At 62.1% G+C, this 24,847-nt stretch carries 23 protein-coding genes, 1 tRNA gene and 3 pseudogenes; 12 read left to right on the top strand and 15 right to left on the bottom strand.

Features of this window, described 5'->3' with window-relative positions; all coding sequences use genetic code 11:
• Positions 1 to 51 precede the first annotated feature (51 nt).
• The 4 genes and pseudogenes from secDF to AU465_RS08835 all read left to right on the top strand — a co-directional run bounded on the left by secDF (position 52) and on the right by AU465_RS08835 (position 5,049).
• The gene (secDF, locus tag AU465_RS08850) at positions 52 to 2,607 is read left to right on the top strand and encodes a protein translocase subunit SecDF (RefSeq protein ID WP_192245953.1); all 2,556 of its coding nucleotides are present in this window, start codon (positions 52 to 54) and stop codon (positions 2,605 to 2,607) included.
• A gap of 13 nt (positions 2,608 to 2,620) precedes the next feature.
• Positions 2,621 to 3,010 (top strand): Mth938-like domain-containing protein, encoded by a 390-nt coding sequence (locus tag AU465_RS08845; protein WP_192245951.1) that lies wholly within the window; start codon positions 2,621 to 2,623, stop codon positions 3,008 to 3,010.
• Positions 3,011 to 3,859, top strand: a complete 849-nt coding sequence (locus AU465_RS08840; RefSeq protein WP_192245949.1) for a phytoene/squalene synthase family protein — start codon at positions 3,011 to 3,013, stop codon at positions 3,857 to 3,859.
• A gap of 246 nt (positions 3,860 to 4,105) precedes the next feature.
• Positions 4,106 to 5,049: pseudogene (locus AU465_RS08835) on the top strand (sterol desaturase family protein).
• Between the two features lie 8 nt (positions 5,050 to 5,057).
• Here the strand turns inward: AU465_RS08835 and AU465_RS08830 are convergent.
• From AU465_RS08830 to AU465_RS08810, 5 genes are all read right to left on the bottom strand, one after another.
• Entirely contained in the window at positions 5,058 to 5,360 is a 303-nt protein-coding gene (locus tag AU465_RS08830) for a hypothetical protein (protein WP_192245947.1), read from the bottom strand.
• Positions 5,357 to 5,602 (bottom strand): hypothetical protein, encoded by a 246-nt coding sequence (locus AU465_RS08825; protein WP_192245945.1) that lies wholly within the window; start codon positions 5,600 to 5,602, stop codon positions 5,357 to 5,359. The genes AU465_RS08830 and AU465_RS08825 overlap by 4 nt, the downstream gene beginning before the upstream one ends.
• Before the next feature lie 4 nt (positions 5,603 to 5,606).
• Complete coding sequence (gene trmFO, locus AU465_RS08820; protein ID WP_192245944.1) at positions 5,607 to 7,022, bottom strand: methylenetetrahydrofolate--tRNA-(uracil(54)-C(5))-methyltransferase (FADH(2)-oxidizing) TrmFO; 1,416 nt, start codon at positions 7,020 to 7,022, stop codon at positions 5,607 to 5,609.
• 361 nt (positions 7,023 to 7,383) lie between these two features.
• The gene (locus AU465_RS08815; RefSeq protein ID WP_071096637.1) at positions 7,384 to 7,524 is read right to left on the bottom strand and encodes a DUF1127 domain-containing protein; all 141 of its coding nucleotides are present in this window, start codon (positions 7,522 to 7,524) and stop codon (positions 7,384 to 7,386) included.
• 49 nt (positions 7,525 to 7,573) lie between these two features.
• Positions 7,574 to 7,714: a DUF1127 domain-containing protein gene (locus AU465_RS08810; protein WP_006335194.1), complete on the bottom strand. Its 141-nt coding sequence runs from the start codon at positions 7,712 to 7,714 to the stop codon at positions 7,574 to 7,576.
• A gap of 234 nt (positions 7,715 to 7,948) precedes the next feature.
• On the opposite strand from AU465_RS08810, the pseudogene AU465_RS08805 reads away from it, so the two are divergent.
• Positions 7,949 to 9,066: pseudogene (locus tag AU465_RS08805) on the top strand (DUF2157 domain-containing protein).
• A complete protein-coding gene (locus AU465_RS08800; protein WP_192245942.1) occupies positions 9,063 to 9,644 on the top strand; it encodes a GDYXXLXY domain-containing protein in 582 nt (193 codons plus the stop codon). The pseudogene AU465_RS08805 and the gene AU465_RS08800 overlap by 4 nt, the downstream one beginning before the upstream one ends.
• A gap of 52 nt (positions 9,645 to 9,696) precedes the next feature.
• Here the strand turns inward: AU465_RS08800 and AU465_RS08795 are convergent, their stop codons facing one another.
• Together AU465_RS08795 and AU465_RS08790 are read right to left on the bottom strand one after the other, a co-directional pair.
• On the bottom strand, positions 9,697 to 10,629 hold the full coding sequence (locus AU465_RS08795; protein ID WP_192245941.1) for a COG3904 family protein: 933 nt from the start codon (positions 10,627 to 10,629) through the stop codon (positions 9,697 to 9,699).
• A gap of 360 nt (positions 10,630 to 10,989) precedes the next feature.
• Positions 10,990 to 11,074, bottom strand: a tRNA-Leu gene (locus AU465_RS08790).
• 344 nt (positions 11,075 to 11,418) lie between these two features.
• Here AU465_RS08790 and tig point away from each other — a divergent pair.
• From tig to AU465_RS08770, 4 genes are all read left to right on the top strand, one after another.
• Entirely contained in the window at positions 11,419 to 12,918 is a 1,500-nt protein-coding gene (gene tig / locus AU465_RS08785) for a trigger factor (protein ID WP_192245939.1), read from the top strand.
• Between the two features lie 185 nt (positions 12,919 to 13,103).
• Positions 13,104 to 13,622, top strand: a complete 519-nt coding sequence (locus AU465_RS08780; RefSeq protein ID WP_192245938.1) for a hypothetical protein — start codon at positions 13,104 to 13,106, stop codon at positions 13,620 to 13,622.
• Between the two features lie 187 nt (positions 13,623 to 13,809).
• Positions 13,810 to 14,190 (top strand): c-type cytochrome, encoded by a 381-nt coding sequence (locus AU465_RS08775; protein ID WP_192245937.1) that lies wholly within the window; start codon positions 13,810 to 13,812, stop codon positions 14,188 to 14,190.
• A 469-nt stretch (positions 14,191 to 14,659) separates the two neighbouring features.
• Positions 14,660 to 15,478, top strand: coding sequence for a DUF2189 domain-containing protein (locus AU465_RS08770; protein ID WP_192245936.1), 819 nt, complete (start codon positions 14,660 to 14,662; stop codon positions 15,476 to 15,478).
• A 42-nt stretch (positions 15,479 to 15,520) separates the two neighbouring features.
• Here AU465_RS08770 and AU465_RS08765 read toward each other — a convergent pair whose 3' ends face one another.
• The 8 genes and pseudogenes from AU465_RS08765 to AU465_RS08730 all read right to left on the bottom strand — a co-directional run bounded on the left by AU465_RS08765 (position 15,521) and on the right by AU465_RS08730 (position 22,002).
• Positions 15,521 to 15,994: an aminoacyl-tRNA deacylase gene (locus tag AU465_RS08765; RefSeq protein WP_192245934.1), complete on the bottom strand. Its 474-nt coding sequence runs from the start codon at positions 15,992 to 15,994 to the stop codon at positions 15,521 to 15,523.
• Between the two features lie 125 nt (positions 15,995 to 16,119).
• Positions 16,120 to 16,512, bottom strand: coding sequence for a cytochrome C oxidase subunit IV family protein (locus AU465_RS08760; RefSeq protein ID WP_192245932.1), 393 nt, complete (start codon positions 16,510 to 16,512; stop codon positions 16,120 to 16,122).
• Between the two features lie 23 nt (positions 16,513 to 16,535).
• Positions 16,536 to 17,258 carry a heme-copper oxidase subunit III family protein gene (locus AU465_RS08755; protein ID WP_192245930.1) on the bottom strand — a complete coding sequence of 241 codons (723 nt, stop codon included), beginning with the start codon at positions 17,256 to 17,258 and terminating at the stop codon, positions 16,536 to 16,538.
• A 10-nt stretch (positions 17,259 to 17,268) separates the two neighbouring features.
• Positions 17,269 to 17,973, bottom strand: coding sequence for a cytochrome c oxidase subunit 3 (locus tag AU465_RS08750; protein ID WP_192245928.1), 705 nt, complete (start codon positions 17,971 to 17,973; stop codon positions 17,269 to 17,271).
• Positions 17,970 to 19,745: a cytochrome c oxidase subunit I gene (gene ctaD / locus AU465_RS08745; protein ID WP_192245926.1), complete on the bottom strand. Its 1,776-nt coding sequence runs from the start codon at positions 19,743 to 19,745 to the stop codon at positions 17,970 to 17,972. Before ctaD ends, AU465_RS08750 begins: the two co-directional genes overlap by 4 nt.
• A 21-nt stretch (positions 19,746 to 19,766) precedes the next feature.
• Positions 19,767 to 20,651, bottom strand: a complete 885-nt coding sequence (locus tag AU465_RS08740; RefSeq protein ID WP_192245924.1) for a cytochrome c oxidase subunit II — start codon at positions 20,649 to 20,651, stop codon at positions 19,767 to 19,769.
• A 152-nt stretch (positions 20,652 to 20,803) separates the two neighbouring features.
• A pseudogene (locus tag AU465_RS37095) lies at positions 20,804 to 20,959 on the bottom strand (JAB domain-containing protein); the annotation flags it as partial.
• An 11-nt stretch (positions 20,960 to 20,970) separates the two neighbouring features.
• Positions 20,971 to 22,002: an HlyD family type I secretion periplasmic adaptor subunit gene (locus tag AU465_RS08730; protein WP_312891227.1), complete on the bottom strand. Its 1,032-nt coding sequence runs from the start codon at positions 22,000 to 22,002 to the stop codon at positions 20,971 to 20,973.
• Between AU465_RS08730 and AU465_RS38015 the strand changes: the two genes are divergently transcribed.
• Entirely contained in the window at positions 21,930 to 22,283 is a 354-nt protein-coding gene (locus AU465_RS38015) for a hypothetical protein (protein WP_246505936.1), read from the top strand. The two genes, AU465_RS08730 and AU465_RS38015, sit on opposite strands and share 73 nt — an antisense overlap.
• An 827-nt stretch (positions 22,284 to 23,110) precedes the next feature.
• A partial coding sequence (locus AU465_RS08720; protein WP_210325035.1) for a VCBS domain-containing protein occupies positions 23,111 to 24,847 on the top strand: 1,737 nt, incomplete at its 3' end.

Below are 24,847 nucleotides of genomic sequence, written 5' to 3'. Positions count from 1 at the left end.
GACCTCGATGGCGGAACGCTGCCGCTTGTACGCCTGAACGGATAAGAACGAATGCTTTATTTCTCGCGCCTGAAGATGATCCTGATCTGGCTGGCCGTGGCCGTCACAGTGATCCTCGCCGCGCCCAACCTGTTCCCGGCAAGCACACTGGCGCAACTGCCGAGCTGGGTGCCGAAGCGGCAGATGACGCTCGGCCTCGACCTTCAGGGCGGCTCGCACATCCTGCTCGAAATGAATCAGAACGATCTGATCAAGGACAGGATGGAGACGACGCGCGACGAGATCAGGACGCTGCTGCGCGACGCCAATCCGAAGATCAACTACACCGGCCTTTCCGGCTCCGGCCGCACCGTGCAGGTGCGCATCACGGACCCGGCTCAGCTCGATCAAGCCAAGAAGGTGCTGAGGCCGCTGACCGATCCGGTGGCGGCGGGACTGTTCAGCGGCGGCTCCATCCAGGAAATGGCGCTGGATGATTCCGAGCCCGGCTTACTCAAATTCACCGTCACCGACGCCGGCCTGAAGTACCGCACCTCGACAGCGCTGACGCAGTCGATCGAAGTGGTCGAGCGGCGCGTCAACGAGCTCGGCACCACCGAGCCGATCGTGCAGCGGCAGGGCGACGACCGCATCCTGGTGCAGGTGCCGGGCCTGCAGGATCCGCAGCGGCTGAAGGAAATCCTCGGCCAGACCGCCAAGCTGACATTCCAAATGGTCGACCAGTCGATGCCTGTGCAGGACGCGCTGAAGGGCCGTCCGCCCGCGGGCTCCTCGATCCTCTATTCGCAGGATGATCCACCGGTTCCGTACCTGATCGAGAACCGCGTCATCGTTTCGGGTGAAAATCTGGTCGATGCGCAGGCGACCTACAATTCGCAGACCAATGAGCCGGTCGTTTCGTTCCGTTTCGATTCCAAGGGCGCGACCCGCTTCGGCCAGGCGACGGCGCAAAATGTCGGCAAGCTGTTCGCCATCATCCTCGATAACCAGGTGATTTCGGCGCCGCAGATCCGCGAGCCGATCCTTGGCGGCACCGGCCAGATCTCCGGCAACTTCACGCCGCAAAGCGCCAATGACCTTGCCGTGCTGCTGCGCGCCGGCGCGCTGCCGGCGACGCTGACGGTGATCGAAGAGCGCACGGTGGGCCCGGGCCTCGGCCAGGACTCCATCCACGCCGGCAAGGTGGCGGGCGTGATCGGCTCGATCCTCGTCGTCGCCTTCATGTTCGTCGCCTATGGCTTCCTCGGCTTCCTCGCCAATATCGCGCTGGCCGTCCACGTGGCGATGATCGTGGCGCTGCTTTCGCTGCTGGGCGCTACGCTCACCTTGCCCGGCATCGCCGGTATCGTGCTCACCATCGGCATGGCGGTGGACTCCAACGTCCTGATCTACGAGCGCATCCGCGAGGAGCGACGAAACGGCCGCTCGGTGATCCAGTCGATCGACACCGGCTTCGCCAAGGCGCTGGCGACGATCGTCGACTCCAATGTCACCTCGTTGATCGCGACCGTGGTGCTGTTCTGGCTGGGCACCGGTCCGGTCAAGGGCTTCGCGATCACCTACGCGATCGGTATCCTGACGACGGTGTTCACCGCCTTCACCTTCACGCGCATGCTGGTGTCGATCTGGCTGCGCCGAGCGCGCCCGAAGGAATTGCCGCGCGCGCCGGTCACCTTCATTCCGCCGGGAACCAAGATCCCGTTCATGGGCATCCGCCGCTGGACATTCGCTTTGTCCAGCCTGCTGTCGATCCTGTCGGTCGTCGGGTTCCTGACCATCGACATCAACTACGGCATCGACTTCAAGGGCGGCTCGATGATCGAGGTGCAGTCCAAGCAGGGCAACGCCGATCTCGCCGACATCCGCGGCCGGCTGTCCGAGCTCAACATCGGCGAGATCCAGGTGCAGCAATTCGGTGCGCCCAACGACGTCTTGATCCGTGTCGGCACGCAGCAGGCGGGCGAGAACGCCGAGCAGACCGTCATCGACAAAGTGCGGGGCGAACTGCAGGACCAGTATGATTTCCGCCGCGTCGAGGTGGTGGGGCCGACGGTTTCCGGGGAACTCGCCAAGCAAGGCACGATCGCCATGCTGATCGCGCTGGTCGGCATCCTGCTCTATGTCTGGTTCCGCTTCGAATGGCAGTTCGCGGTCGGCGCCATCGTCGCCACGGTCCACGATGTGGTGATGACCATCGGCTTCTTCGTCATATCCGGGCTTGAGTTCAACCAGTCGTCGCTGGCGGCGATCCTGACCATCATCGGCTATTCGCTGAACGACACCATCGTCGTCTATGACCGCGTCCGCGAGGATCTGCGAAAATACAAGAAGATGCCGCTGCCACAGCTGTTGAACAACGCCATCAACGAGACGCTGTCGCGAACGACGCTGACCTCGGTGACCACCATCCTGGCGCTGTTGGCATTGGTGCTGTTCGGCGGCGAGGTGATCCGCTCCTTCACGCTGGCAATGCTGTTCGGCGTGGTGTTCGGGACCTATTCGTCGATCTTCATCGCCGCGCCGCTGCTGATCCTCTTCAAGCTCAGGCCGCAGGCCGCGACCGCCGAAGAGAGTAAGCCGGCGAACGGCAAGGCCGTGGCGACCTGACGCCGCCCGGCCCATGGCCAAAGGCATCGTCATCCGCGAGGCGCATTTCCCGGGCAGGGCGCCGATCGAGGCCTATGGCAATGGTGGGTTCCGCTTTGCCGACATGTCGCATCGCGGCTCGCTGCTCTGCCTGCCGTCGGGCATCCATGGCTGGGAGCCGGCCGATCCGCAGGCACTGAAAGCTTCGGACTTCGACAAGCTGTTCGCCCAGGCCGGCAACGTCGAAATCCTGCTGGTCGGCACCGGCAAGGATCTGCGGCCGCTGCCGGCGGCGTTGCGCTCTGCGCTGAAAGCGGCCGGCATCTCGGCCGATCCGATGTCGACGGGCGCAGCCGTGCGCACCTACAACGTGCTTCTGGCCGAGGACCGCGCCGTGGCCGCAGCGCTCATTGCCGTCGATTGAATGGCCGGCACTTCCAACATCGTCATGGACGCGGTACGCACCGCCGATCCTGACCGCTATCTCTGCGCGCTCTACGCGCCGACCGACAAGCGCGACGCGTTGCTTGCGCTCTATGCCTTCAATGCCGAGATCGCCAGCGTTCGCGACCGCATCCGTGAGCCGCTGCCGGGCGAGGTGAGGCTGCAATGGTGGCGCGATGTCATCATGGCCGAGGGCGGGGCGGAGACCGGTCATCCGACCGCCGATGCGCTGAGGGCGGCGATCGCCGCCAATCATCTGCCGAAGGCCGCTTTCGAGAACATGCTAGAAGCACGCATTTTCGATCTCTATGACGACCCGATGCCATCGCGGACCGACCTGGAGGGGTATTGCGGCGAGACGGCCGCGGCGCTCATCCAGCTTGCGGCAATGGTGCTCGATGCGGCTGCCGCGCCGCGCTTTGCCGAATTGGCGGGCAGGGCCGGCTGCGCGCAGGCGATCACGGGCTTGCTGCTCCTGTTGCCGCTGCATCGCAGGCGAGGCCAATGCTACGTGCCCGCCAATATCCTTGCGGCCGCGGGTACGACACCGGAAGAGTTCGTCAAAGGCGAGGGTGGTGCCGGCGCGGAGCGGGCGGTGGCGGCGATGATGGCCCTGGCGCGGGAGCATCTCAGCGCTTTCGAGAAGGGCGCGTTGGCTCTCCCGGCCTCACTGCGCCCGGCTTTTCTGCCGCTGGCGCTGACGCGCGCCTATCTCGACAAGATGGACAAAGCGGGTCGATCTCCACTCGCAGACACCGCGACACTCTCAACCTTGCGCCGGCACTGGCTGCTCTTGCGTCATGCCATGCGCGGCTGGGCACCCCTTTGACGTAAAACGTCAATCATGCTAGGGGTTCCGTCGCGTGGACTCGCGTCAAAGAAATGCGAGCCGCCGGAGGAGCCGCTTCCCATGAGCCTGTGATGTTCTCGCTCTGGCGCGGGAAGGGAACGCCGTGTTGCTGCGAATGGATGATTTCACCTGGAAAGGCGGGCGGTTTGCCTTTGCCAACGAAGCCGACGCGCTGGCCGTGGCGGCGGCGCTGCAAGGCCACGATCGGATCCGAAAGGCAGCGTGATGGACGACTACAATTTTCCGCAGGTCACCCAGCTAGCCATTCCGTTCTTCGTCACCGCGATCCTGATCGAGCTCTGGCTGGTGCGCACAGGCCGCGCCAGGGGATCGTTCGAGACACGCGACACGCTTACCAGCCTGATGATGGGAACGGGCAACGTCGTTGCCGGCCTCTTGCTCGGCTCGTGTCCTACTGGGCGCTGCTGTGGCAGTTCCGCTTCTTCAATCTCGGCCTGTCGATCTGGGTGTTCGTCGCCGCCTTCCTGCTCGATGACCTGCGCTACTACGTCTATCACCGCATCGCGCATCGGGTGCGTTGGGTGTGGGCCGAACATGTCAACCATCATTCCAGCCAGCACTACAATCTCTCGACGGCGCTCCGGCAGAGCTGGACCGGGCTCTTTACTTTCACCTTCATCCTGCAGGCGCCGCTGGTGCTGCTCGGCTTCCATCCGGCGGTGATCGCCTTCGCCTTCGGCTTCAACCTCGTCTGGCAGTTCTGGATCCACACCGAGACGATCGGCAAGATGTGGGGCTGGTTCGAATTCATCTTCAACAGGCCATCGCATCACCGCGTCCACCACGCCACGAATCCGCGCTATCTCGACGCAAACTTCGCCGGCACGCTGATCATCTGGGACCGCATGTTCGGTACTTTCGTCGAGGAGTTGGAGAGCGACCGGCCGCGCTACGGCATCGTCAAGAATATCGGCACCTTCAATCTGCTGAAGGTCGCCTTCCACGAGTGGATCGGCATGTTCAAGGATACGCTGATGCCGGGGCTGACGCTTAGCCAGCGCCTCAACTATCTCGTCCAGCCACCCGGCTGGAGCCATGACGGATCGCGCGACACGTCGGAGACGCTGAAGGCGGCTTATGTCAGGCGAAATCCAGGCGAGGCGGGCAAGCCGGGATTGCCGATGGCAGGTGCGGAGCCGGCAGAGTAGCTAATCTATCACGATCCGCCCGCTGCAGAATCACCGCCGATACGTTGACCCGTCCCAAGGTAACGCCCGGATTCGCCACCCATGGCGTCTCTGAAACTGCCCTCCAACTCTACCATTGCATCGACAACTGCCGGTGCCTCCGGGGCTGTCTCTCGTGCAAATCGCGCGTTGACATACACGCCGTGAGGATGTGACGGATCGAGGCGGGCTTGGATAGTCCAGGACGGCGACAGCGAATAGAGTGTCTTCATGAAATCAACGAGGAATCGGTCGTTGTACGGGCCTTTGAGGCGCTGCAGGGCAACGATCATTTGCAAGCTTCGATCGCGGTTCTCGTTGTAGTCTTCGTTTCGAGCACCCAGCCCTTGCCTCCATGGGGCTGGCCGATCAGCGCTTCAAGTGCCGGTATATGAACCTCGCGCAACTTCCGCCTGTTGTTGCAGCGGATGTAGACACTCCAAAAGATCTCGTAGTCGCCAGCGAAGGGTTCCTCACTCTCCGGCCAGCCCGGTGGCAGAAGCTGAGGGATCGTGCCGAATTCGGATCCAGGCATGCGGCTATTCCGCGGCAGCTTGCGCCGTCGGCGCCGGCAACCCCAGCCACTGCCTGCAATCAGCCAGTGCGCGCGATGTGATCGCGCGGCGCTTGGCGACGGTTTTGTCCTTGCCGCGCAGGCGCTTGCCTTCGACCTTCGGCGCTTCCACCGGCGGGAACAGGCCGAAATTGACGTTCATCGGCTGGAAAGAGCGCTTTCCGGGCTCGTCGTCGGAGACTATATGGCCGCCGGTGATGTGGTTGAGCAGCGCGCCGAAGGCGGTGGTCGACGGCGGCAGCGAGGGCCGCTGGCCAAGCCGTTCGGCGGCGGCGAAGCGGCCGGCGAGCAGGCCGATGGCCGCGCTTTCGACATAGCCTTCGCAGCCGGTGATCTGGCCGGCGAAGCGCAGGCCGGCCCGCGATTTCAGCTGCAGCGACGGATCGAGCAGTGTCGGCGAGTTGATGTAAGTGTTGCGATGCAGGCCGCCGAGACGCGCGAAGTCCGCATTTTCAAGCCCCGGAATGGTGCGGAAGATGCGCACCTGCTCGGCATGCTTCAGCTTGGTCTGGAAACCGACCATGTTGTAGAGCGTGCCCAGCGCATTGTCCTGGCGGAGCTGCACGACCGCATAGGCCTTGACCGACGGATTGTGGACGTTGGTCAGTCCCATCGGCTTCATCGGTCCGTAACGCAGCGTCTCGACGCCGCGCTCGGCCATCACTTCGATCGGCAGGCAGCCGTCGAAATAGGGCGTGCCTTCCCACTGCTTGAACTCGGTTTTTTGCCCCTCCAGCAACGCCGCTACGAAGGCGAGATACTGCTCCTTGTCCATCGGGCAGTTGATGTAGTCCTTGCCGGTGCCACCTGGGCCCACCTTGTCGTAGCGCGACTGGAACCAGCAGACATTCATGTCGATCGTGTCGAAATGGACGATCGGGGCGATGGCGTCGAAGAAGGCCAGCGCATCGGCGCCGGTTGCCCCGGCGATCGACTGCGCCAGCGATGGCGCCGTCAGCGGGCCGGTGGCAATGATCGCCTGGTCCCAGTCCGCCGGCGGCAGGCCGGGCACTTCCTCGCGGACGATGGTGATCAGCGGATGCGCCTCGATCTTCGCGGTGACCGCGTTGGAAAAGCCATCGCGGTCGACGGCCAGCGCGCCGCCGGCTGGAACCTGGTGCGCGTCGCCGGCGCTCATGATCAGCGAACCGGCGAGCCGCATTTCGGCATGCAGCAGGCCGACGGCGTTGGCCTCGGCATCGTCCGAGCGGAAGGAATTGGAGCAGACGAGCTCGGCCAGCCCGTCGGTCTTGTGCGCATCGGTGCCGCGCACCGGGCGCATCTCATGCAGCACGACCGGGACGCCGGCCTCAGCGATTTGCCAAGCAGCTTCGGAGCCGGCGAGGCCGCCGCCGATGACGTGTACGGGATTTGTGCTCATGAGCGCCGAAATAGTCGCTTGGCGCGGCGATTGCAATTACCGGATTCGACCCGGCTGATGCGGAAGACTGCCTCCAAAACAACAACACCCGCCGGGGGAGGAGGTCCGGCGGGTGTCGTTTTTGGGGTCGATCCTCGGGAGGAGGTGAAGATCGACCATATTCGCCATCGCCGGGGAGGAGGTCGGCTTTGACGAAATTCCTTCCGCCAATTGAAAAGGGGCGGATCCTTTCTGGAGAACAACGCCCGCCGGGGGAGGAGGTCCGGCGGGCGCCGTTTCGGTGGTCAACCTTTGGGAGGAGGTAAAGGTTGACCGTATCCGTCAGGGTCGGGGAGGAGGTCGACCCTGGCGAAATTCCTTGTCAAACCGCCTTGCGGGCGATCATCTTGATCTCGTCGCGGACGATGCCGAGATCATGGAGCTGGCGGTTCGAAAGCCGACCCAGCTCGGAAACCGTCTCGCGATAAACGCGCCAGTTACGGTAGCTACGGATCAGGTTCATTGTCTTACTCTTTCAAAACTGGTTCGGACCATTCGCGGTCCGAAGCGGATTAGACCGCCTTGCGGGCGACGTAGTGGATGTCGCTGCGGCTGATGCCGAGGTCGGTCAGTTCACGGTTCGACAGGCGGCTCAGCTCGGAAACGGTGTCCCGGTAGCGGCGCCAGTTGCGGTAGTTGCGGATCAGGTTCATGGTAGTGCTCGTTTCGTCTTTCGTACGGATCATTCCGTTTGTGTACGAACGGAAAATAGGTGGGATCATATCGGTTTAAAAGTGCCATTGGCGCATGGCAGCAATGCAAATTGTGCAATGCAACATTAACGGCCATTCACGCTTGCGACACAAAGAAGGCCGAATCGGAAAATGCCATTGCGTCAACGGGTTGGCTGTTCCGGCTAAAAGAATGACCAAGCTTGGGGGAAGCGCATGGCGGGCTATGCGGCGAAGGTGAGGGCGGATATCGCCCGCTGGCGGGAAGCGGGCCTGATCGACGCGCCGACGGCAGACGCATTGGCGCGCGACGTGGCCGCCAACGAGCGCACCTCGCTGAGCTTCGGCTCGATCCTGGCGATGATGGCCGCGCTCCTGTTCGGCGCAGCGATACTCATCTTCGTCGCCGCCAACTGGGAAGCCATTCCGCGGCTGGTGCGCGTGGCGGCGCTGTTTGCCGTCATCCTCGGCGGTTATGTCGGCGGCGCCGTTCTGAAGGCACGCGACCACCCGGCGATCGGCGAGGCGCTATGGATCGTCGCGGCCGCGGGTTTCGGCGGGTCGATCGCACTGATCGGCCAGATGTACCACCTGTCGGGCGACGAGGCCTCGGCGCTGCTGACGTGGTGCGCCGGCACGGCGCTGGCGGCGGTTGCCCTGCGCTCGAACCCGCTTACCGTCGCCTCCGTCGGCATTGCCGACGCCTGGTTGTTCCTCAAATGGGGCGGATTTTTCCGCCGGCCGAGTTTCCGTATCTCTTCGCCGCTATCGCACTGGTGTTGTTTGCCATTTCATTCTGGACGCGCAGCCAGGCGGCGCGGCACCTGATCATCCTGTCGATCCTGTTCTATCTGGCACTGCTGGCCATAGACCACAACACGCTCCAGGTCGCCATTCCGCTTGTGCTCGTCTCGGCGCTGCTGTTTGCGGCGGCGATCTTCGCCGCCGAACCCGTCGAGAGAATCGTGCAGCTTGGCGGCCGACTGCCCTTGCACGCGCTCGTCGGCTTTCTTGCCGGCCTGGCAATGGTCGAGTTCGAACTGGCCGATGAGGCGAGCTACAACAGTGGTTTTGCCATTGCCTCGGCGGCCGCGCTTGTCGGCATCGTCGCGGCGATCATGCTCGGCGGCCGTGAGAGCAGGGGGCTGCGCTGGGTGGCCTATGCCGGCTTCGCCTTCGAACTCGCCATCATTTATGGGGTGATGTTGCAGTCAATGCTCGACACGGCCGGTTTCTTCCTGTCCGCAGCCGTGCTGCTCGGCATCCTGGCGCTGGTCATCATCCGCGTTGAAAAACGCATGAAGACGCCTGCCGGAGGAGGAGCAGCGGCATGAGCGGCAAAAGACTGATCATCGCGGCGCTGGTGCTGGCACTCGTCCAGATAGGCATCCTCAGCTGGATCATCGCCGGGCGCGCGGCGATCCTGCGCAATGGCAAGGAGGTTCTGCTCAAGGTCGAGCCCGTCGATCCGCGCGATCTGCTGCGCGGCGACTATATTTCAGTCAACAACAGCATATCGCGGATCCCGGTGAAGCTGATCGCCAACATTCCGGAAGGCAAGTCATTCAGCGACGACACATCGATCGTGGTGCGGCTGAAGAAGGGTGCCGAGGGCTATTGGCAGCCGACGACCGCGTGGTTCGGCCAGGCGCCGGCGCCGGCCGGCCCGGACGAGGCAGACATCGCCGGCCATGTCACCGAGGGCTGGGATCTGCGTTCGCCCGACACGACGATCGCGCCGGAATACGGGATCGATCGTTTCTATCTGCCGGAAGGCGAGGGGATGGCGATCCAGAACGACATGCGCGTGCGGCCGTTCGGCATCAAGCTGGCGCTCTCGGCCAACGGCACGGCGCAGATCAAGGCGCTGATGGACGGCGACAAAACGCTGTTCGAGGAGCCGCTTTATTAGAGTGTATGGGTCCTGGCGTCAGCGCGACGGTCGGCGTCAATGATGGTCCCGCTTATCGCTGAACATTGCCTGTCTCTGCGATGATTTTGGGATAGGGGCCAATCGATATCGTATAGCTGAAGTTTGCTGCGCCTTTTTCCTGCTTGTGGGTCGAAGGGCTGCGCACAACCCAGTCATAGAGGCCCGAGACCACGCAGCGATCGTCAGCGCAAGTGACCATAATGCTGTCATCGCGGACGCTGTATCCGCGTTCAGGCCAGCGCTGGTAATAGTTCCTCTTGTCCTGAATGATCGAGCTTAGGGTCGTCAACTTGCCATAGTAGTCGACCGTGGGAGCGTAGGACGCCTGGACTTGAGCAAGGGCGAAGTCGTTGTTGTCGCCATGATGCTCGATGAGATCCTTGATGAAGGCGACCGCAACGCTCTCCATCTGACGTCCGGCATCGGGTGCAGGCGCACGCACAGGCACGGGAATTTGTCTCGTGGACACCTGCGAAGTACCCACGGGCGATTGGTTCGCTTCGACATTGGTCACACGCAACTCTGCCATTTCGCTGGCAGATAGGTATCTTATGTCGTGCTTGTCATAGCTCGAAGCTAACTCCATCAGCTTGGGGTCCACTCCCATCTCTATTACATAGGATATAATTTCGGCCGTTCCGAGCTGGAAACGGGCCGCCGCTTCTTCGTTGGACATCCCGTCAGCCGGTTTAAAGGACGCCCTATGAACGCCGATAGAGCCTGGTTCGGCAATGCGGTGGACGCCACCCAAGAAGGCCAATGAGCAGGCTGAAGCACACTGCAATTGGCGAACTTGAAGCGTGTCCAACCCTGCCGCGCGGATCATACGCCCCAACCGAATCGCACTGCCGACGTTGCCACCAGGGGAATTGAATACAATCACCCTGGCCCCGCTGCCTACAACCGCGCTGCTAAAGGTGTTGAGGGGTTCATTGGCGCCAAATTCACCAGAGACAACAAGCATTGGCTGCTGGCCCGGAGGGGAAGCCGGAGTGTACTCCAAAGCCTCAACCTGACACGTCGCGGCCGCGACAGCCGACCCAACCCCCAAGACTACAGAAATTACGCGCACAACCCCACAAAGCCCCAACCTACCCGGTGCAACTAAGGACCTGTTAACGGACTATTTCAAGAGCATTGTTTGATGTCGGAGAGATTGGGGAAAACTCGAAGGATGCTTGGAGTCGTGACCTTGCCGGAGTTTCTTCGTGGCGGGATTTTCTCCGCCTTTCGCCGAGACAATCGCGGCCGCACGAGAGGGCCGACGTACCTGGCAGAAAATTCGAATGCGCCCGGGAAACTTGCTAGTAGCCGGCGAAAAAGCTGGTGCGGATGAAGGGACTCGAACCCCCACGCCTTTCGGCACTGGAACCTAAATCCAGGGCGTCTACCAATTCCGCCACATCCGCGTTCCCCGGCAATCCCATGTAGCCATCATTCTGTCAATGTCGGGGTCCAGATCACCGTCATTCGCCTAATCGCGAAGATGGTTGAAAATTAGCCTAGCCTGTGACAAAAGGCGTGTCGAATGTGACGGGACGCGACTATCCGCTTCTGCAGAATGTAAGAAGAAGTAGGAAAAACAAAGACTTCTTCACATTTTTGGAAGCGCAGGTCAGGAGAGGTTGAGCCGCATTAGCGGTCAAATCACCAGGTTCCGTACCAAAAGCCATTTCCGGCAAGATTATACCGGCAGGCTGTGAACGGCTAAGAACCGTTTGGCAGCCTCATTGGTGAAAACAAAGGTTTTAGGATGCAGGTCACCGAAACGCTCAACTCCGGTCTCAAGCGCGAGATCAAGATCACCGTGCCGGCCGGTGACATGGAAGCCAAGCTGATGGCGCGGCTGAACGATGCCCGCGACAAGGTGCGGATCAACGGCTTCCGCCCCGGCAAGGTGCCAGTGCAGCACCTGCGCAAGATGTACGGCAAGTCGTTCATGGCCGAGGTCGTCAACGAGATCCTCAACGACTCGACCCGTTCGATCATCTCGGGCCGCGGCGAGAAGGCCGCCATGCAGCCCGAAGTCATCATGACCGAGGACGAGAAGGAAGCCGAGAAGATCCTGGCCGGCGGCGCCGACTTCGAGTTCCGCCTCAACTACGAGGTCATCCCGGCCATCGAGGTCAAGGATTTCTCCGACATCAAGGTGACGCGCCAAGTTTACGACGTGCCGGAACAGGAAGTCGACGACCAAGTGAAGCGGGTCGCCGAGTCGGCGCGCAGCTACGAGCCGAAGGATGGCAAGGCCGCCGAAGGCGACCGCGTGAGCATCGACTATGTCGGCAAGATCGGCGGCGAGGCCTTCGCCGGCGGCGCCGGCACCGACCAGCCGCTGGTGCTCGGCTCCAAGGAATTCATCCCGGGCTTTGAGGACCAGCTGATCGGCACCAAGGCCGGCGATGAGAAGCAGATCAGCGTCACCTTCCCCGAAAACTACCAGGCGGCCCATCTGGCCGGCAAGGAAGCCACCTTCGACGTCAGCGTCAAGGAAGTGTCCGCACCCGGCGCGCTGGAGATCAACGACGAAACGGCCAAAAACCTTGGCCTGGAATCGCTTGAGCGCCTGCGCGAGATCGTGCGCGGTCAGATCGAGAACCAGTTCGGTTCGATGACCCGCCAGAAGGTGAAGCGCCAGCTGCTCGACCAGCTCGATGCCGCCTACTCCTTCGAGGCGCCGTCAAAGCTCGTCGAGGCCGAGTTCAACAACATCTGGGCGCAGGTCAACCGCGACCTCGAAGCTGCCGGCCGCACCTTCGCCGACGAGGAGACGACGGAAGAAGAGGCGCGCGCCGAATATATGCGTCTGGCCGAACGCCGCGTGCGTCTCGGCCTGGTTCTCGCCGAGATTGGCGAGAAGGCCGGCGTCACCGTCTCGGACGAAGAGCTGCAGCGCGGCCTGTTCGAGCAGGTCCGCCGCTTCCCGGCCAACCAGCAGCAGGAAGCCTTCGAGTTCTATCGCAACAATCCCGAAGCGATCAATTCGCTGCGCGCGCCGATGTTCGAGGAGAAGGTCGTCGACTACCTGCTCGGCCAGATTTCGGTCAACGACGTCAAGGTCAGCAAGGAAGAGCTGATGGCCGACGACGAGGAGGCTGAAACCGCGACCAAGGCGAAGCCGGCGAAGAAGGCTTCCTCGAAGAAGGCCGAGGCCAAGGCAAGTGAAGCAAAGGCGGGCGAAGCCGCCGACGAGGCGGAAGAGCCCAAGAAGAAGGCCGCGCCGAAGAAAAAGGCAGCCAAGGACGCCGAGTAATACGGCTCAATAACGCGATTTTCGAAAGGCCGCCCTTGAGGCGGCCTTTTTCGTTACCGCATTCGTTGTTGCCGCGCGGCAACACAATCGGCTTCAGATGAATGCCGGCTGCTGGCGATACCGAACGTTGATGATTATCTGCGCGGTATCGCATGTCGCGGGGTTGTTCGGAGGCACGGGTGATTATGGCATTCAAGATGAAGGGCGTGGTCGTTGCCGCGGCGCTCTTGCTTGCCACGGCCCGTGTCGCACAGGCCGGACCCGATCTCGGCAACTGGCGCGTCGACGCCGCCGGCGACGGCCAGGTGACGGCGTCGCTTTACGCTACCAACAAGCTGATCACCGGCGGCGGCGCGCTGGGCTACAGTCCGGTCCTGACGCTGGCCTGCCGGCCCGACGGCGAACCGCGCTGGAGCGAATGGCTGCAGCTCAACGACGCGGTTTCGGCCAGCCGCAAGATCACCATGTCGGTGATGGTCGACGGTGGCAGCAAAATCGATGAAAGCTGGTCCGTTGGCCCTCGCGGCAAATTGCTGGTCAGGGAAGGGGATGACGGCATCAAGCGGCTGGTTTCGGCGAACCGGCTGTTGCTGTCCTGGCGCTTCGGCCTGCTGTCCGGACGCGGCGAGGCCGATTTCGAACTTGCCGGTCTGTCCGAGGCGATCGGGCAGATGGCCTCAAGCTGCAAGACCGACCTGCCGTGACCTGTCCGCACACGCCTAAACCTTCGCAAAAGCTGGCTTTTTCTTACCCATTGCGACGATTCTGTGGTATGTAGGTGCCGCAATCCCACTGAAGGGACGCGGATATTCCGCTCTGCCGTGCAGGGCACGCCAGGGGCTGGCGCGGTGCGGATCGTCCGACGTAAACGACGGCCAGGGAGGAAGTGCCATGCGCTCAACCGCGCTTTTCATCGTCTTGTCTGCTACGACCTTCTTCGCAAGCCCAACGCAGGCGCAGGATGCTGCCGCAGGCGAGAAGGTCTTCACCAAGTGCAAGGTCTGCCACATTGCCGACCAGGACCAGAACAAGGTCGGCCCGTCTCTGCACGGCGTCATCGGGCGCACCGCAGGCACGCATCCCGGTTTCACTTATTCCACGGCCATGATCGAGGCCGGAAAATCCGGCATCAAATGGGACGAGCCTACGCTGACAAAGTATCTTCACGATCCCAGGGCGATGGTCAAAGGGACGAAGATGGCGTTTCCCGGGCTCAAGAGCGATCAGGACATAGCCAACGTCATCGCTTACCTGAAACAGTTTTCCAAGTGAGCGGGTCCTTCCGGGCTCTGTCGGTGGTCGCCGGCTCGCCCCGGCCCATTGCGCTGCTGAGTGTCGTGCCCAGCGCCGTCATGCCGGCAGCGCAAAGAATCCCAACACCAGCAGAATAACGATGCCAAGGCCGAGTATGAGAAGCGTCCGCGTGTCCATGACGTTCGCCTTCGACCGGGCGCATGACCCCGAAAATCGGGAAAGGATCATGGGCCAATCAAAGTGATCCAGCGTCCTTTTGCGCGCCCCTCAGGGGCGCGCGACGCTATAGGAGAATACCGCAAAAAAACCTCTGGAACCAGTATGCAGCGTTGGCCGGCCACCGCACCCGCTCCAATGAAAAGACGACAAATCGGGCACGAAGGAGTATGTTGGCTGCCGGTGCAGGTCGCGGTTTGGGTGGCCAGTCACGCAGAGCGGTAGCACCGTGAATCCGCGACCTTGCCGGACCTTGTCTGGAGGAATGGTCATGGCAAATTTTCACGTGATCGCAGGGGCCAGCGAAACGCTGGAGCACACGAGAGTGAGAAAGATCGGTGTATCCGATCTTTTCGACGCACTCAGGCGCGGTATCGACGACTTCATGGTCAAACCCTCTCACATCGTGTTTCTGTGCATGATCTATCCGCTCGTCGGCGTGGTGCTCGCGACCTGGACATCGGGGGCGAACGCGCTGCCGCTGCTATTTCCGCTGGTGTCCGGTTTTGCGCTGATCGGCCCGTTCGCGGCGATCGGCCTCTACGAAATCAGCCGCAGACGGGAAGCCGGTCTCGATATATCCTGGCGCCACGCGTTCGAGGTCAGGAACTCCCCGGCGCTGCCGGCCATCGCCGCGGTCGGGATCATGCTGTTTGCGATCTTCATCACGTGGCTTTTGACCGCCAAGATTTTCTACGAGCAGCTGTTCGGCCCCGAGCCACCGGCGTCGCTGTCCAGCTTCATCACTGAGATATTCGCCACCGGGCGCGGCTGGACCCTGATCGTGCTGGGTCACGCCATCGGGTTCATATTCGCCGTGGTCGTGTTGTGCACCACCGTGGTGGCTTTCCCGCTGCTGCTTGATCGCGATGTCGGCGCCTACGAAGCCATTCACACCTCGGTGCGCGCGGTGCTGACGAACCCGATCGTAATGGCCGTCTGGGGACTTATCGTCGCCGTTGGGCTGATCATCGGATCGCTGCCGGTGTTCGCGGGGCTGGCGGTCGTGCTGCCAATCCTCGGCCATGCCACCTGGCATGTGTATCGCAAGGTGGTGGAGGCGCCGGCCATCCCAAGACCGGCGAACTGAGCGAACCCTGTCACGAGTACCGGCGAGAGCGCCGGTACTCTCTCACAAGGCCGGGTGGCTGAACCGTGCCTGACGCGCGCCCGTGGTCAGATTGCGGAAATCCTTGCCGCTGACATGAACAAGCGTCTTGTGGTCGCCGCCCTCGAAATAGATATCGGCGGCGTCACGCAGGCTTTCGTCCAGAATGACCGGCACATCATAGGCCGCGCCGATCGGCGGTATGGCGCCGATGTCGCAATCATCGAAGAGCGATACCACCTCGTCCTCGGAAGCGAGCCCGAGGCGGGTGTCCATAACGTCCTGCAGCTTGCCGAGTTCGATCCTGTGGGTGCTTGGGACCACGGCCAGCGCATAGCCGAGTTCATGGTGAACGACCACGGACTTCGCCATCATGCTGCCGGGCACGTGCGCGGCAATGGCGGCCTGCCTGCTGGTGGCGGTTCGATGATGCCCGACGGTATCGTAGGAGATGCCTTTGCCGTCGATAAAGTCTCTCAGTCTGTTTGCTATCGTCATTGTCCGCGTCCTTTGCTTGAGTTTACGACGCACACGCCAAACCAAAAACGGACCGGCGGCCCTATGGTTTCATGGCCGGCCCTACTGTGCCCGGCTGGTCGTGCTGCGGCCGGACTCGAATCGCGTCAGGGGCCGGGCCCGAAAAATGCGATACGGGTCAAAAGCGTATAGTCGGCCTCGAAGACCATCATCGTCACGAAAACCAGCACCAGTATCGGCGGCAGGATGATCGCATACATCATCGCCAGCCGCTCCCAGGCCATATGCATGAAGACGGCGACGATCAGTCCTGCCTTGAGCATCATGAAGATCAGGATAAGCGACCATCTGAGGTAACCGTCGATACCGAAATAGTCGACTAGATAGGAGCAGGTGCTGAGAATGAACAGCCATGCCCAGACCACCAGATAGAGCTTGATCGGGTGTTCCTGATGCGTGTCCGCCTTGGCGGCGGCCACCGCATCGTGGGTGGAGTGCAGCGCGTGTTGTCCGAGACCGTTTGCGGTTGCTTCAGCCATGTCTTCCTCTCAAAGCCCGCCTCTCACCAAAGATAGAAGAAGGCGAAGATGAACACCCAGACCAGATCGACGAAGTGCCAGTAGAGTCCCATGATCTCGACATTCTCGTAGCGGCCCCGGCGACTGGTGAAAAAACCGGGTCGTCCGATGTCGAAGTCGCCGCGCCAGACTTTTCGCGCCACGATGATCAGGAAGATCACGCCGATGGTCACGTGGGTGCCGTGGAAGCCGGTGATCATGAAAAAGCACGAGCCGAATTGCGCGGCTCCCCAGGGGTTGCCCCAGGGCCGCACCCCTTCGGTGATGAGCTTGGTCCATTCGAAGGCCTGCATGCCGACGAAGGTCGCGCCGAGCGCGGCGGTCAAAAGCATCAGGATCGCGGTTTTGCGACGATCGCGGCGGTAGCCGAAATTGACCGCCATGGCCATGGTTCCGCTGCTGGAGATCAGCACGAAAGTCATGATGGCGATCAGGATGAGGGGGATTTCCGAGCCGCCGATGCGCAAGGCGAAGACCTCGCTTGGATTCGGCCACGGCACGCGCGTGGAGATCCGCGCCGTCATATAGGACAGCAGGAAGCAACCGAAAATGAAGGTGTCGCTGAGCAGGAAGATCCACATCATGGCCTTGCCCCAGGACACGTTCTTGAACGCGCGCTGGTCCGAGGCCCAGTCGGCGGCGATGCCTTGCCAGCCCGCTGGCCGGGGCGCCATCCGGTCGGTATGTGTCAGGGTCGTCTCGGCCATCGCCGGTCTCCTAGGTCAGCAGCCGTTGGCAAATGTCGATGAACGTCGCCGCCCAGCCGGCCAGAACGGCGAAGATGCAGAGCCAGACAAAAAGCAGGAAATGCCAATACATGGCGCAGAGCTCGACGCTGAGGCGCAGCCGCTCCGGCCGCGCTCCGTTCCAGGCGCCGGCGCTCGTCCTGCCGAGGCCGACCAGCCCGCCCAATATGTGCAGGCCATGCATTGCGGTGATCAGATAGAAGAAGCTGTTGGCCGGGTTGGAGGCCAGCAGGTAGCCGTCTTCGGTGAGCTGCCGCCAGGCCATCAACTGGCCGGCAAGGAAGGCGAGGGCGGTCAGTCCGGCCGTTGCAAGGCCGAGCCTGACCATGTCCATCTGGCCTTTGCGCGCGGCGACCACGGCACATTGCAGCGCGACGCTGCTCAGCACCAGCACGCCGGTGTTCAGCCAGAGCAGGCGCGGCAGCGGCAGCGGCCGCCAGTCCGACAGGCCCATGCGCATGAAGTAGGCGCTGGTGAAGAGCGAGAACAGGCAGCCGACGACGGCGAGGAAGACGCCGAGGCCGATCTTGGCGGTGGGCAGGGCCGACCGGTCAAGGCTGACGAAATCTCCCGCCAGGCCTTGCTCGAGCCACGGCTTCGCCGTCAGCCGCTGGTGCGAAAGCCACCATCCGGCAAAGCCGGCGATCACAGCCAAGAAGACCAGGATGACGCTCATGGTTGCTCCCTGGATGGGCCGAGGCCGAAGGAGCCAGGCACGTTCTGCGGGATGAAGTCCTCCTTGGCGCCCGGAACGCTGTAGTCATAGGCCCAGCGATAGACGATCGGCAGCTCCTTGCCGAAATTGCCGTGCGCAGGCGGCGTATGGGGCGTCTGCCATTCGAGCGTCGTTGCCCGCCACGGGTTGCCGCCGGCCTCGCGACCATGGCGGATGCTCCAGATCAGGTTGAACAGGAACACCATCTGCGCGAAGCCGACGATGAAGGCCATGATGCTGATGAACGAGTTCAGATGATGGGCCGACTCCGTCATGATGGTCATGTCGGTCAGCTCGGCGTAGCGCCGCGGGATGCCCATCAGGCCGAGATAGTGCATGGGGAAGAAGATCAGATAGGCGCCAAGAAAGGTCACCCAGAAATGGAAGCGGCCGAGCGTCTCGTCGAGCATGCGGCCGGTTACCTTAGGGTACCAGTGGTAGATCGCGCCGAAGATCACCAGGATCGGGGCGACGCCCATGACCATGTGGAAATGGGCAACGACGAACATCGTGTCGGAGAGCGGCACGTCGACAACCACGTTGCCGAGGAAGAGCCCGGTCAAGCCGCCATTGACGAAGGTGACGATGAAGGCGAGCGCGAAAAGCATCGGTATGGTTAGGTGGATGTCGCCGCGCCACAGCGTCAGCACCCAGTTGTAGACCTTGATGGCGGTCGGAATGGCTATGATCAAGGTGGTGGTGGCGAAGAAGAAGCCGAAATAGGGGTGCATGCCGCTGACATACATGTGGTGCGCCCAGACCACGAAGCTCAGCGCGCCGATGGCGATGATGGCCCAGACCATCATGCGGTAGCCGAAGATGTTCTTGCGCGCATGGGTGCTGATCAGGTCGGAGACAATGCCGAAGGCCGGCAGCGCCACGATGTAGACTTCCGGGTGGCCGAAGAACCAGAACAGATGCTGGAAGAGGATCGGGCTGCCGCCATTGTGCTGCAGCTGCTCGCCCATCTCGACAACCGCCGGCATGAAGAAGGAGGTGCCGAGCAGGCGGTCGAGCAGCATCATCACACAAGCAACGAACAGCGCCGGGAAGGCGAGCAGTGCCATGACGGTGGCGGTGAAGATGCCCCAGACGGTGAGCGGCAGGCGCATCAAGGTCATGCCGCGCGTGCGGCCCTGCAGCACCGTCACCACATAGTTCAGGCCACCCATGGTGAAGCCGATGATGAACAGGATGAGCGAAGAGAGCATCAGGATGATGCCCCAGTCCTGGCCTCCCGGCGTGCCGGTCATGATCGCCTGCGGCGGGTAGAGCGTCCAGCCGGCGCCCGTCGGTCCGCCCGGCGCAAAGAAGCTCGACACCAGCACCAGCACCGCCAGCAGATAGACCCAGTAGCTCAGCATGTTGACATAGGGAAAGACCATGTCGCGGGCGCCGACCATCAGCGGGATGAGGTAGTTGCCGAAGCCGCCGAGGAAGAGCGCCGTGAGCAGGTAGATCACCATGATCATGCCGTGCATGGTGATGAACTGATAATAGGCCTCCGGAGTGATGAAGTCGAACGTGCCGGGAAAGCCGAGCTGCAGGCGCATCAGCCAGGACAGCACCAGCGCGACGAGGCCTATTGCCGTTGCCGTCGCCGAATACTGGACCGCTATGACCTTGGCGTCTTGCGAGAAGACGTATTTCGTCCACCAGCTGTGCGGATGGTAGAGTTCCACCTCCCCGACTTCGGCGGGGGGAACGGCATCTGCGGGTGTGACGTCGACCATGGGAGCACCTCCGCGCCCTGTTCAGCGGGCCTCGAGCGTTTCGAGCTTTGCCGCGACGTCCAAACCGGACGCCATCGTCTTTCCTGACGGTTGGTTCACAGAGCCCGTTTGCTTGGGCGCCGACAATTGCGCAAAGGTCTGCTGCTGGCCGACCCAGGCCAGATAGTCCTGCTCGGTGTCGACCACGACCGTGCCATGCATCAGCGGGTGTCCCTGGCCGCACAACTCGGCGCACAAGACCTGGAAGGTTCCGGTCCTGGTTGGAGTGAACCAGAAATAGGTGACCGAACCCGGGATCATGTCCATCTTGGCGCGGAATTCCGGGATGTAGAAATCGTGCAGCACGTCGATCGAGCGCAATAGCACCTTGACCGGCTTGCCGACCGGCAAGTGCAGGTCTGCCGCCTCGACCACGATATCGTCCTGGCCGTTGGGGTCGCCGGGCGCGATGCCGAGCGGATTTTCAGCCGATACGTCGCGGGTGTCGGACGTGCCGAGCTTGCCGTCCTTGCCGGGCAGGCGGAAGCTCCATTGCCATTGCTGACCGATAACCTCGATATCGGCGGCCTCGCTGGGAACGTTGACGAAGCGGCTCCAGACGAACAGGCCGGGAACCAGCAAGGCAGTGACACCGGCAGCGGTGACGATCATCAGCCACGATTCGAGGCGCTTGTTCTCCGGTTCATATGCCGCGCGATTGCCTTCCCGATGCCGGAAGCGGAAGACGCAGTAGGCCATAAAGAGCACGACAGCGGAAAAGACGATGCCGGTGATCCAGAAGCTGATGATGATGGTGTTGTCGATATAGTCCCAGTTCGAGGCAATCGGCGTCCACCACCATGGGCTCAGGAAGTGGAACAACACCGAGCCCACGACGATCAAAACGAGTACAAGCACTACTGCCATGTCCCGTTCCTCCAGTATTTCGCCGGAACACGAAGCATCCCGGGAAAATACCAAACCGCATCATGATCGATTTCCCGTTGAAATTCCAGAGCCGACTGTCTGATGAGGAGACAGCGTCGTTCCCCTGCATCCTCGGACGTCGGGAAAACACCTCAGATCAGCAGCAGGCCCTTCATCGAGGCATTGCCCTTGCGGCCGATGATGATGTGGTCGTGGACCGCGATGCCGAGCGGCTTCGCCGTGTCGATGATCTGCGGCGCGACGGCGTCGGCTCGCCGGGAGCAAGAAGGGGCCGAATTGACCAAAACCCTGTTACTGCTCACTCCTCTTTAAAGGCGTGAGCAAAACTGTCGGCAACCGGTTGGAAAAGATATTCGAGCAGGGTTCGCCTGCCGGTAACAACGGAGACGTCCACCGGCATTCCCGGATATAGCTTTACTTGAGGGAGCTTCTTGAGCTGATCGGCGCCCACCTCGACTGTTGCCTTGAAAAACGTCGCTCCGCTGCGCTCGTCGATCTCCGCGTCGGCTGAAACGCGGGTAACGGCGCCCTCCACCGTGGGCGTGGTCCTTTGCTTGTACGCCACCAGGCGCACCGTCGCCGGCAGACCAGGGCGAACGACATCGATGTCCAGGGGCTGGATCTTGACGTCCAGCACCATCTTGTCCTGAACGGGAACGAGGTCGAGAATAGCACCGCCCGCAGCCACAACTCCGCCCGGCGTGAAGTAGCGAAGGTTCATCACCACGCCATCCTCAGGCGCGACGACATCCCGGCGCGCTGCGCGCGCTCCGGTCTTCTGAAGCGCCTTTTCGAGATCCGAGCGTTTGGTCTGAACGTCACGCAGATCCTCGGCGGCCTTCTTGATATACGAGAGCCGGCCATTGTCGATCTGTGCATTTGCCTCGGCGACCTGCTGTCGCAGGCTTTCTATACTCGCGCGGTTCGAGTCGGCCTCGCCCTGGGCGGCGATGATCTGGCGCTCGAGCTGGAGCGCTCGGGACTTCACGCCATAGCCCTTCTTGAGAAGTGTGCGGGCGTCCGCCAGCTCTTCCCGCAGATACGGTAACTGGATCTCGAAGGCTGCAACTCTCGCGGCGAGCGCCGACATCTGAGCCTGGTACTGGGCGATCCGCTGCTGCCAGACCTCGACCTCCGACGCCTGCACCTTGGCCTGATCCCGGAAGATGCGCTCCTGTCCGGCCATGGCCTCGGCGACGCCCGGCTCGCTTCGCCTGGACGACAAGTCCGCCGGGATGGAATTGTGCTCAGGGCGTCGTGCTGCGCCGTCAGGCGGGCTTCGCTGGCGAGCGCGGAGTCGAGCTCGCCGCGCACGGCATCGCGATCGGATTCCGCGTCGAGCCCGTCAAGGCGCACCAATGTCTGGCCCTGTTTGACCGCATCTCCTTCCCGGACCAGGATTTCCCGGATGATGCCGCCCTCCAGGTGCTGGACGGTCTTGCGGTTGCTGTCCACCTTCACCATACCCGGCGCGACCGCCGCGCTGGTCAGCGGCGCTGTCGCCGCCCAAAGGCCGAAGCAGCCGAACAACAGACCGATGACGGTCAGGCCACCGAACACGTAGGCCCTCACCGCCGGCCAGGCGGGCGGTGGGGGCGGCATTTCCAATGACAGGGCAGCTTCCGTCACGATCCCGTCCTTTCAGAGCTCACGACCCGGACCTGCGGCGCTGCTGACTGCTGCTCGGGACGGCGCAGTTGCGCCAGCACGCCGTCACGCGGGCCGAACATTTGCGGCTGGCCTTCGTTAAGTACCAGAACGCAATCAACGTTCACCATCAGTGACGGGCGGCAATCGGAATAATGAGAACACGCTACGGGGCGTACCTAATCGATGCACTCGGCCTTAGAAGCCGCATCGGGCCAGCCCGGACGGCCGAGGCAGTCTTGATCAAGGACGAACTGAGTGCGCTGTCGAGACGACGATTTCGGAGCACGGCGGCAAGCGCGGCAAGACGGTTGTATGCGCAACCAGCCTCCGACCGATTCGCTCCAGCAGTTGCCGATCGTTGTTGGCCCAGACTTCCATCGATCGATGAAGTTTTTTCGCGAACGCGTACAAGTACGCCTTTGTCGTTAACTGTTCATCGAGTTGGCTGTTGACGCTTCCCGGGATAGAGTTAATAATATCCTAATATATAGGGGTAGCGCGAATTATCTCCCGACCGGCAACAACGAGCTACAGCGCTACTGGGGCAGGGGAAACGCAGCGCGGTTATTTATAGCCGTCGCAGTCATCACCATCGAGCCACCGCCTGTCTGTGAGCTGCCAATATGGCTGGCCCACGGGCCAGGCTGTCGGGTTGCGCCTGGTTGCATGGCACTTTGATCATTTCCTCTCCCCGTTAGACTGGGCGCCGATCTTTTCGGCATGGTTAGTCGGCCGTCTCGGACGGCCAATAGGCGGGCGCCGGGAGCGTCTGTCCGCAGGGGGTAGAAATGGCCACTTCGACTGTTGGCACGAGCGGCAACGACAATCTAGTTGGCGGCAGCGGAGACGACGTGCTGTCCGGGGGCGCTGGAAACGACCGCCTGAATGGCGGATCGGGCGCAGACACGCTCGATGGAGGCACCGGCTTCGATACGGTCTTGGGCGGATCCGGGGCGGACACTCTTATCTACCGAGCATGGGAAAATCAGTACAAGATCGGCGGCCAAGTCTTCGGCACGGGAACGACGGCCGGACAAACGATCTTTTCCGGCTACGATGCCTATGATGGCGGCAACGGGAATGCTGCCAAGGGCACTGCCGAAATCGATACGCTTTTCATCTATCTAAGCAATGATCAGCTCAATAACGCTTCGTTTATGACGACGCTTAACGGTGAGATTGCTCAGTTTCGAGCCTTTATAGCCGCGAACTCGAACGTGAATACCGGACAGGCAGGTCAGGCAGAATTCACCTTCACCAGCATCAATTTGAAAGTCTCCGCGATCGAGCAGGTTTTCGTCGCCCGTGACCCAGGCTCACCTGTCGGAATTGACGACACCAACGCCGCGGATCCGGTGCGCGAGGCCGGTGTTGGCCCGGGAAATACACCTGTAGCGGGCGATCCCACAGCCGCGGGCAACGTGCTGTCTAACGATACGGATGCGGACGATGGCCAGCCGTCCTTGGTTGTCTCGGCGGTCCGGACAGGTCCGGAATCCGGATCTGGAAATGGGGGGACCGTCGGATCTCCGTTGGTGGGCACCTATGGCTCACTGACCTTGAATGCGAACGGAACTTATACCTACACGCTCAACAACGGTGATGTGGACACGAACGCGCTGGCGGACGGGGTCACAGTCACTGAGGTGTTTACATACACCGTCCGTGACCCGCATGGGCTCACGGATACTGCGCAGCTTACCATCACCATCACTGGAACGAATGACATTGTCTCGATCACCAGCGGCGCACAGAACGGTGCGGTCGTCGAAGATGCCAACACGACACCTTCGGCGACTGACTCGCTCAACGCCGCCGGCACGATCACCTTCAACGACGTCGACCTCAGCGATGGCCACACTGCGTCGTTCACGCCGACCGCCGGTGAGACTGCGCTCGGCACCTTCTCGCTTGACCCTGTCAGTGAAGCCGCGAACGCCGCCAACGGCTCGGTGCAATGGCACTACGCCCTCAACAACGCCGCCGCCCAGTACCTGGCCGACGGCCAGAGCGTGGTCGAGCACTACACCGTAACGGTCAACGACGGCCATGGCTCGGCGGCAACGCAGGTCGTAACCGTCACCATCACCGGCACCAACGACGCGGCGACGGTGAGCTCGGACTCGAAGTCCGTGACCGAAGGCGACGCGGCGGCGGCGCTGAACACCAGCGGCCAGCTGACGATCACCGACCCTGACACGGGTGAAGCGCATGTGGTGGCGCAGACCAATGCGGCCGGCACCTATGGCGACTTCTCGATCGACGCCGACGGCGCCTGGACCTACGCCGGCAACGGCGCTCACAACGAACTGACCGCGCACAACGAACTGACCGCGGGTCAGGTCGTGACCGACACCTTCACGGTGACGAGCCAGGACGGCACGGCGACGGGGACGGTGACGGTGACCATCACCGGCACCAACGACGCGGCGACGGTGGATCTGGATGCCAACAACTCGAGCCTGAAGATCGGGGCCGACTACCAGGCGACCTTCACCGAGAACGGTTCTGCGGTTGCCATCGCT

This window comes from Mesorhizobium silamurunense (assembly GCF_014843905.1).
Lineage (GTDB): Bacteria > Pseudomonadota > Alphaproteobacteria > Rhizobiales > Rhizobiaceae > Mesorhizobium > Mesorhizobium silamurunense.
The sequence above is the reverse complement of the archived record's forward strand: the minus strand, read 5'-3'. Positions and strand labels throughout refer to the sequence as shown.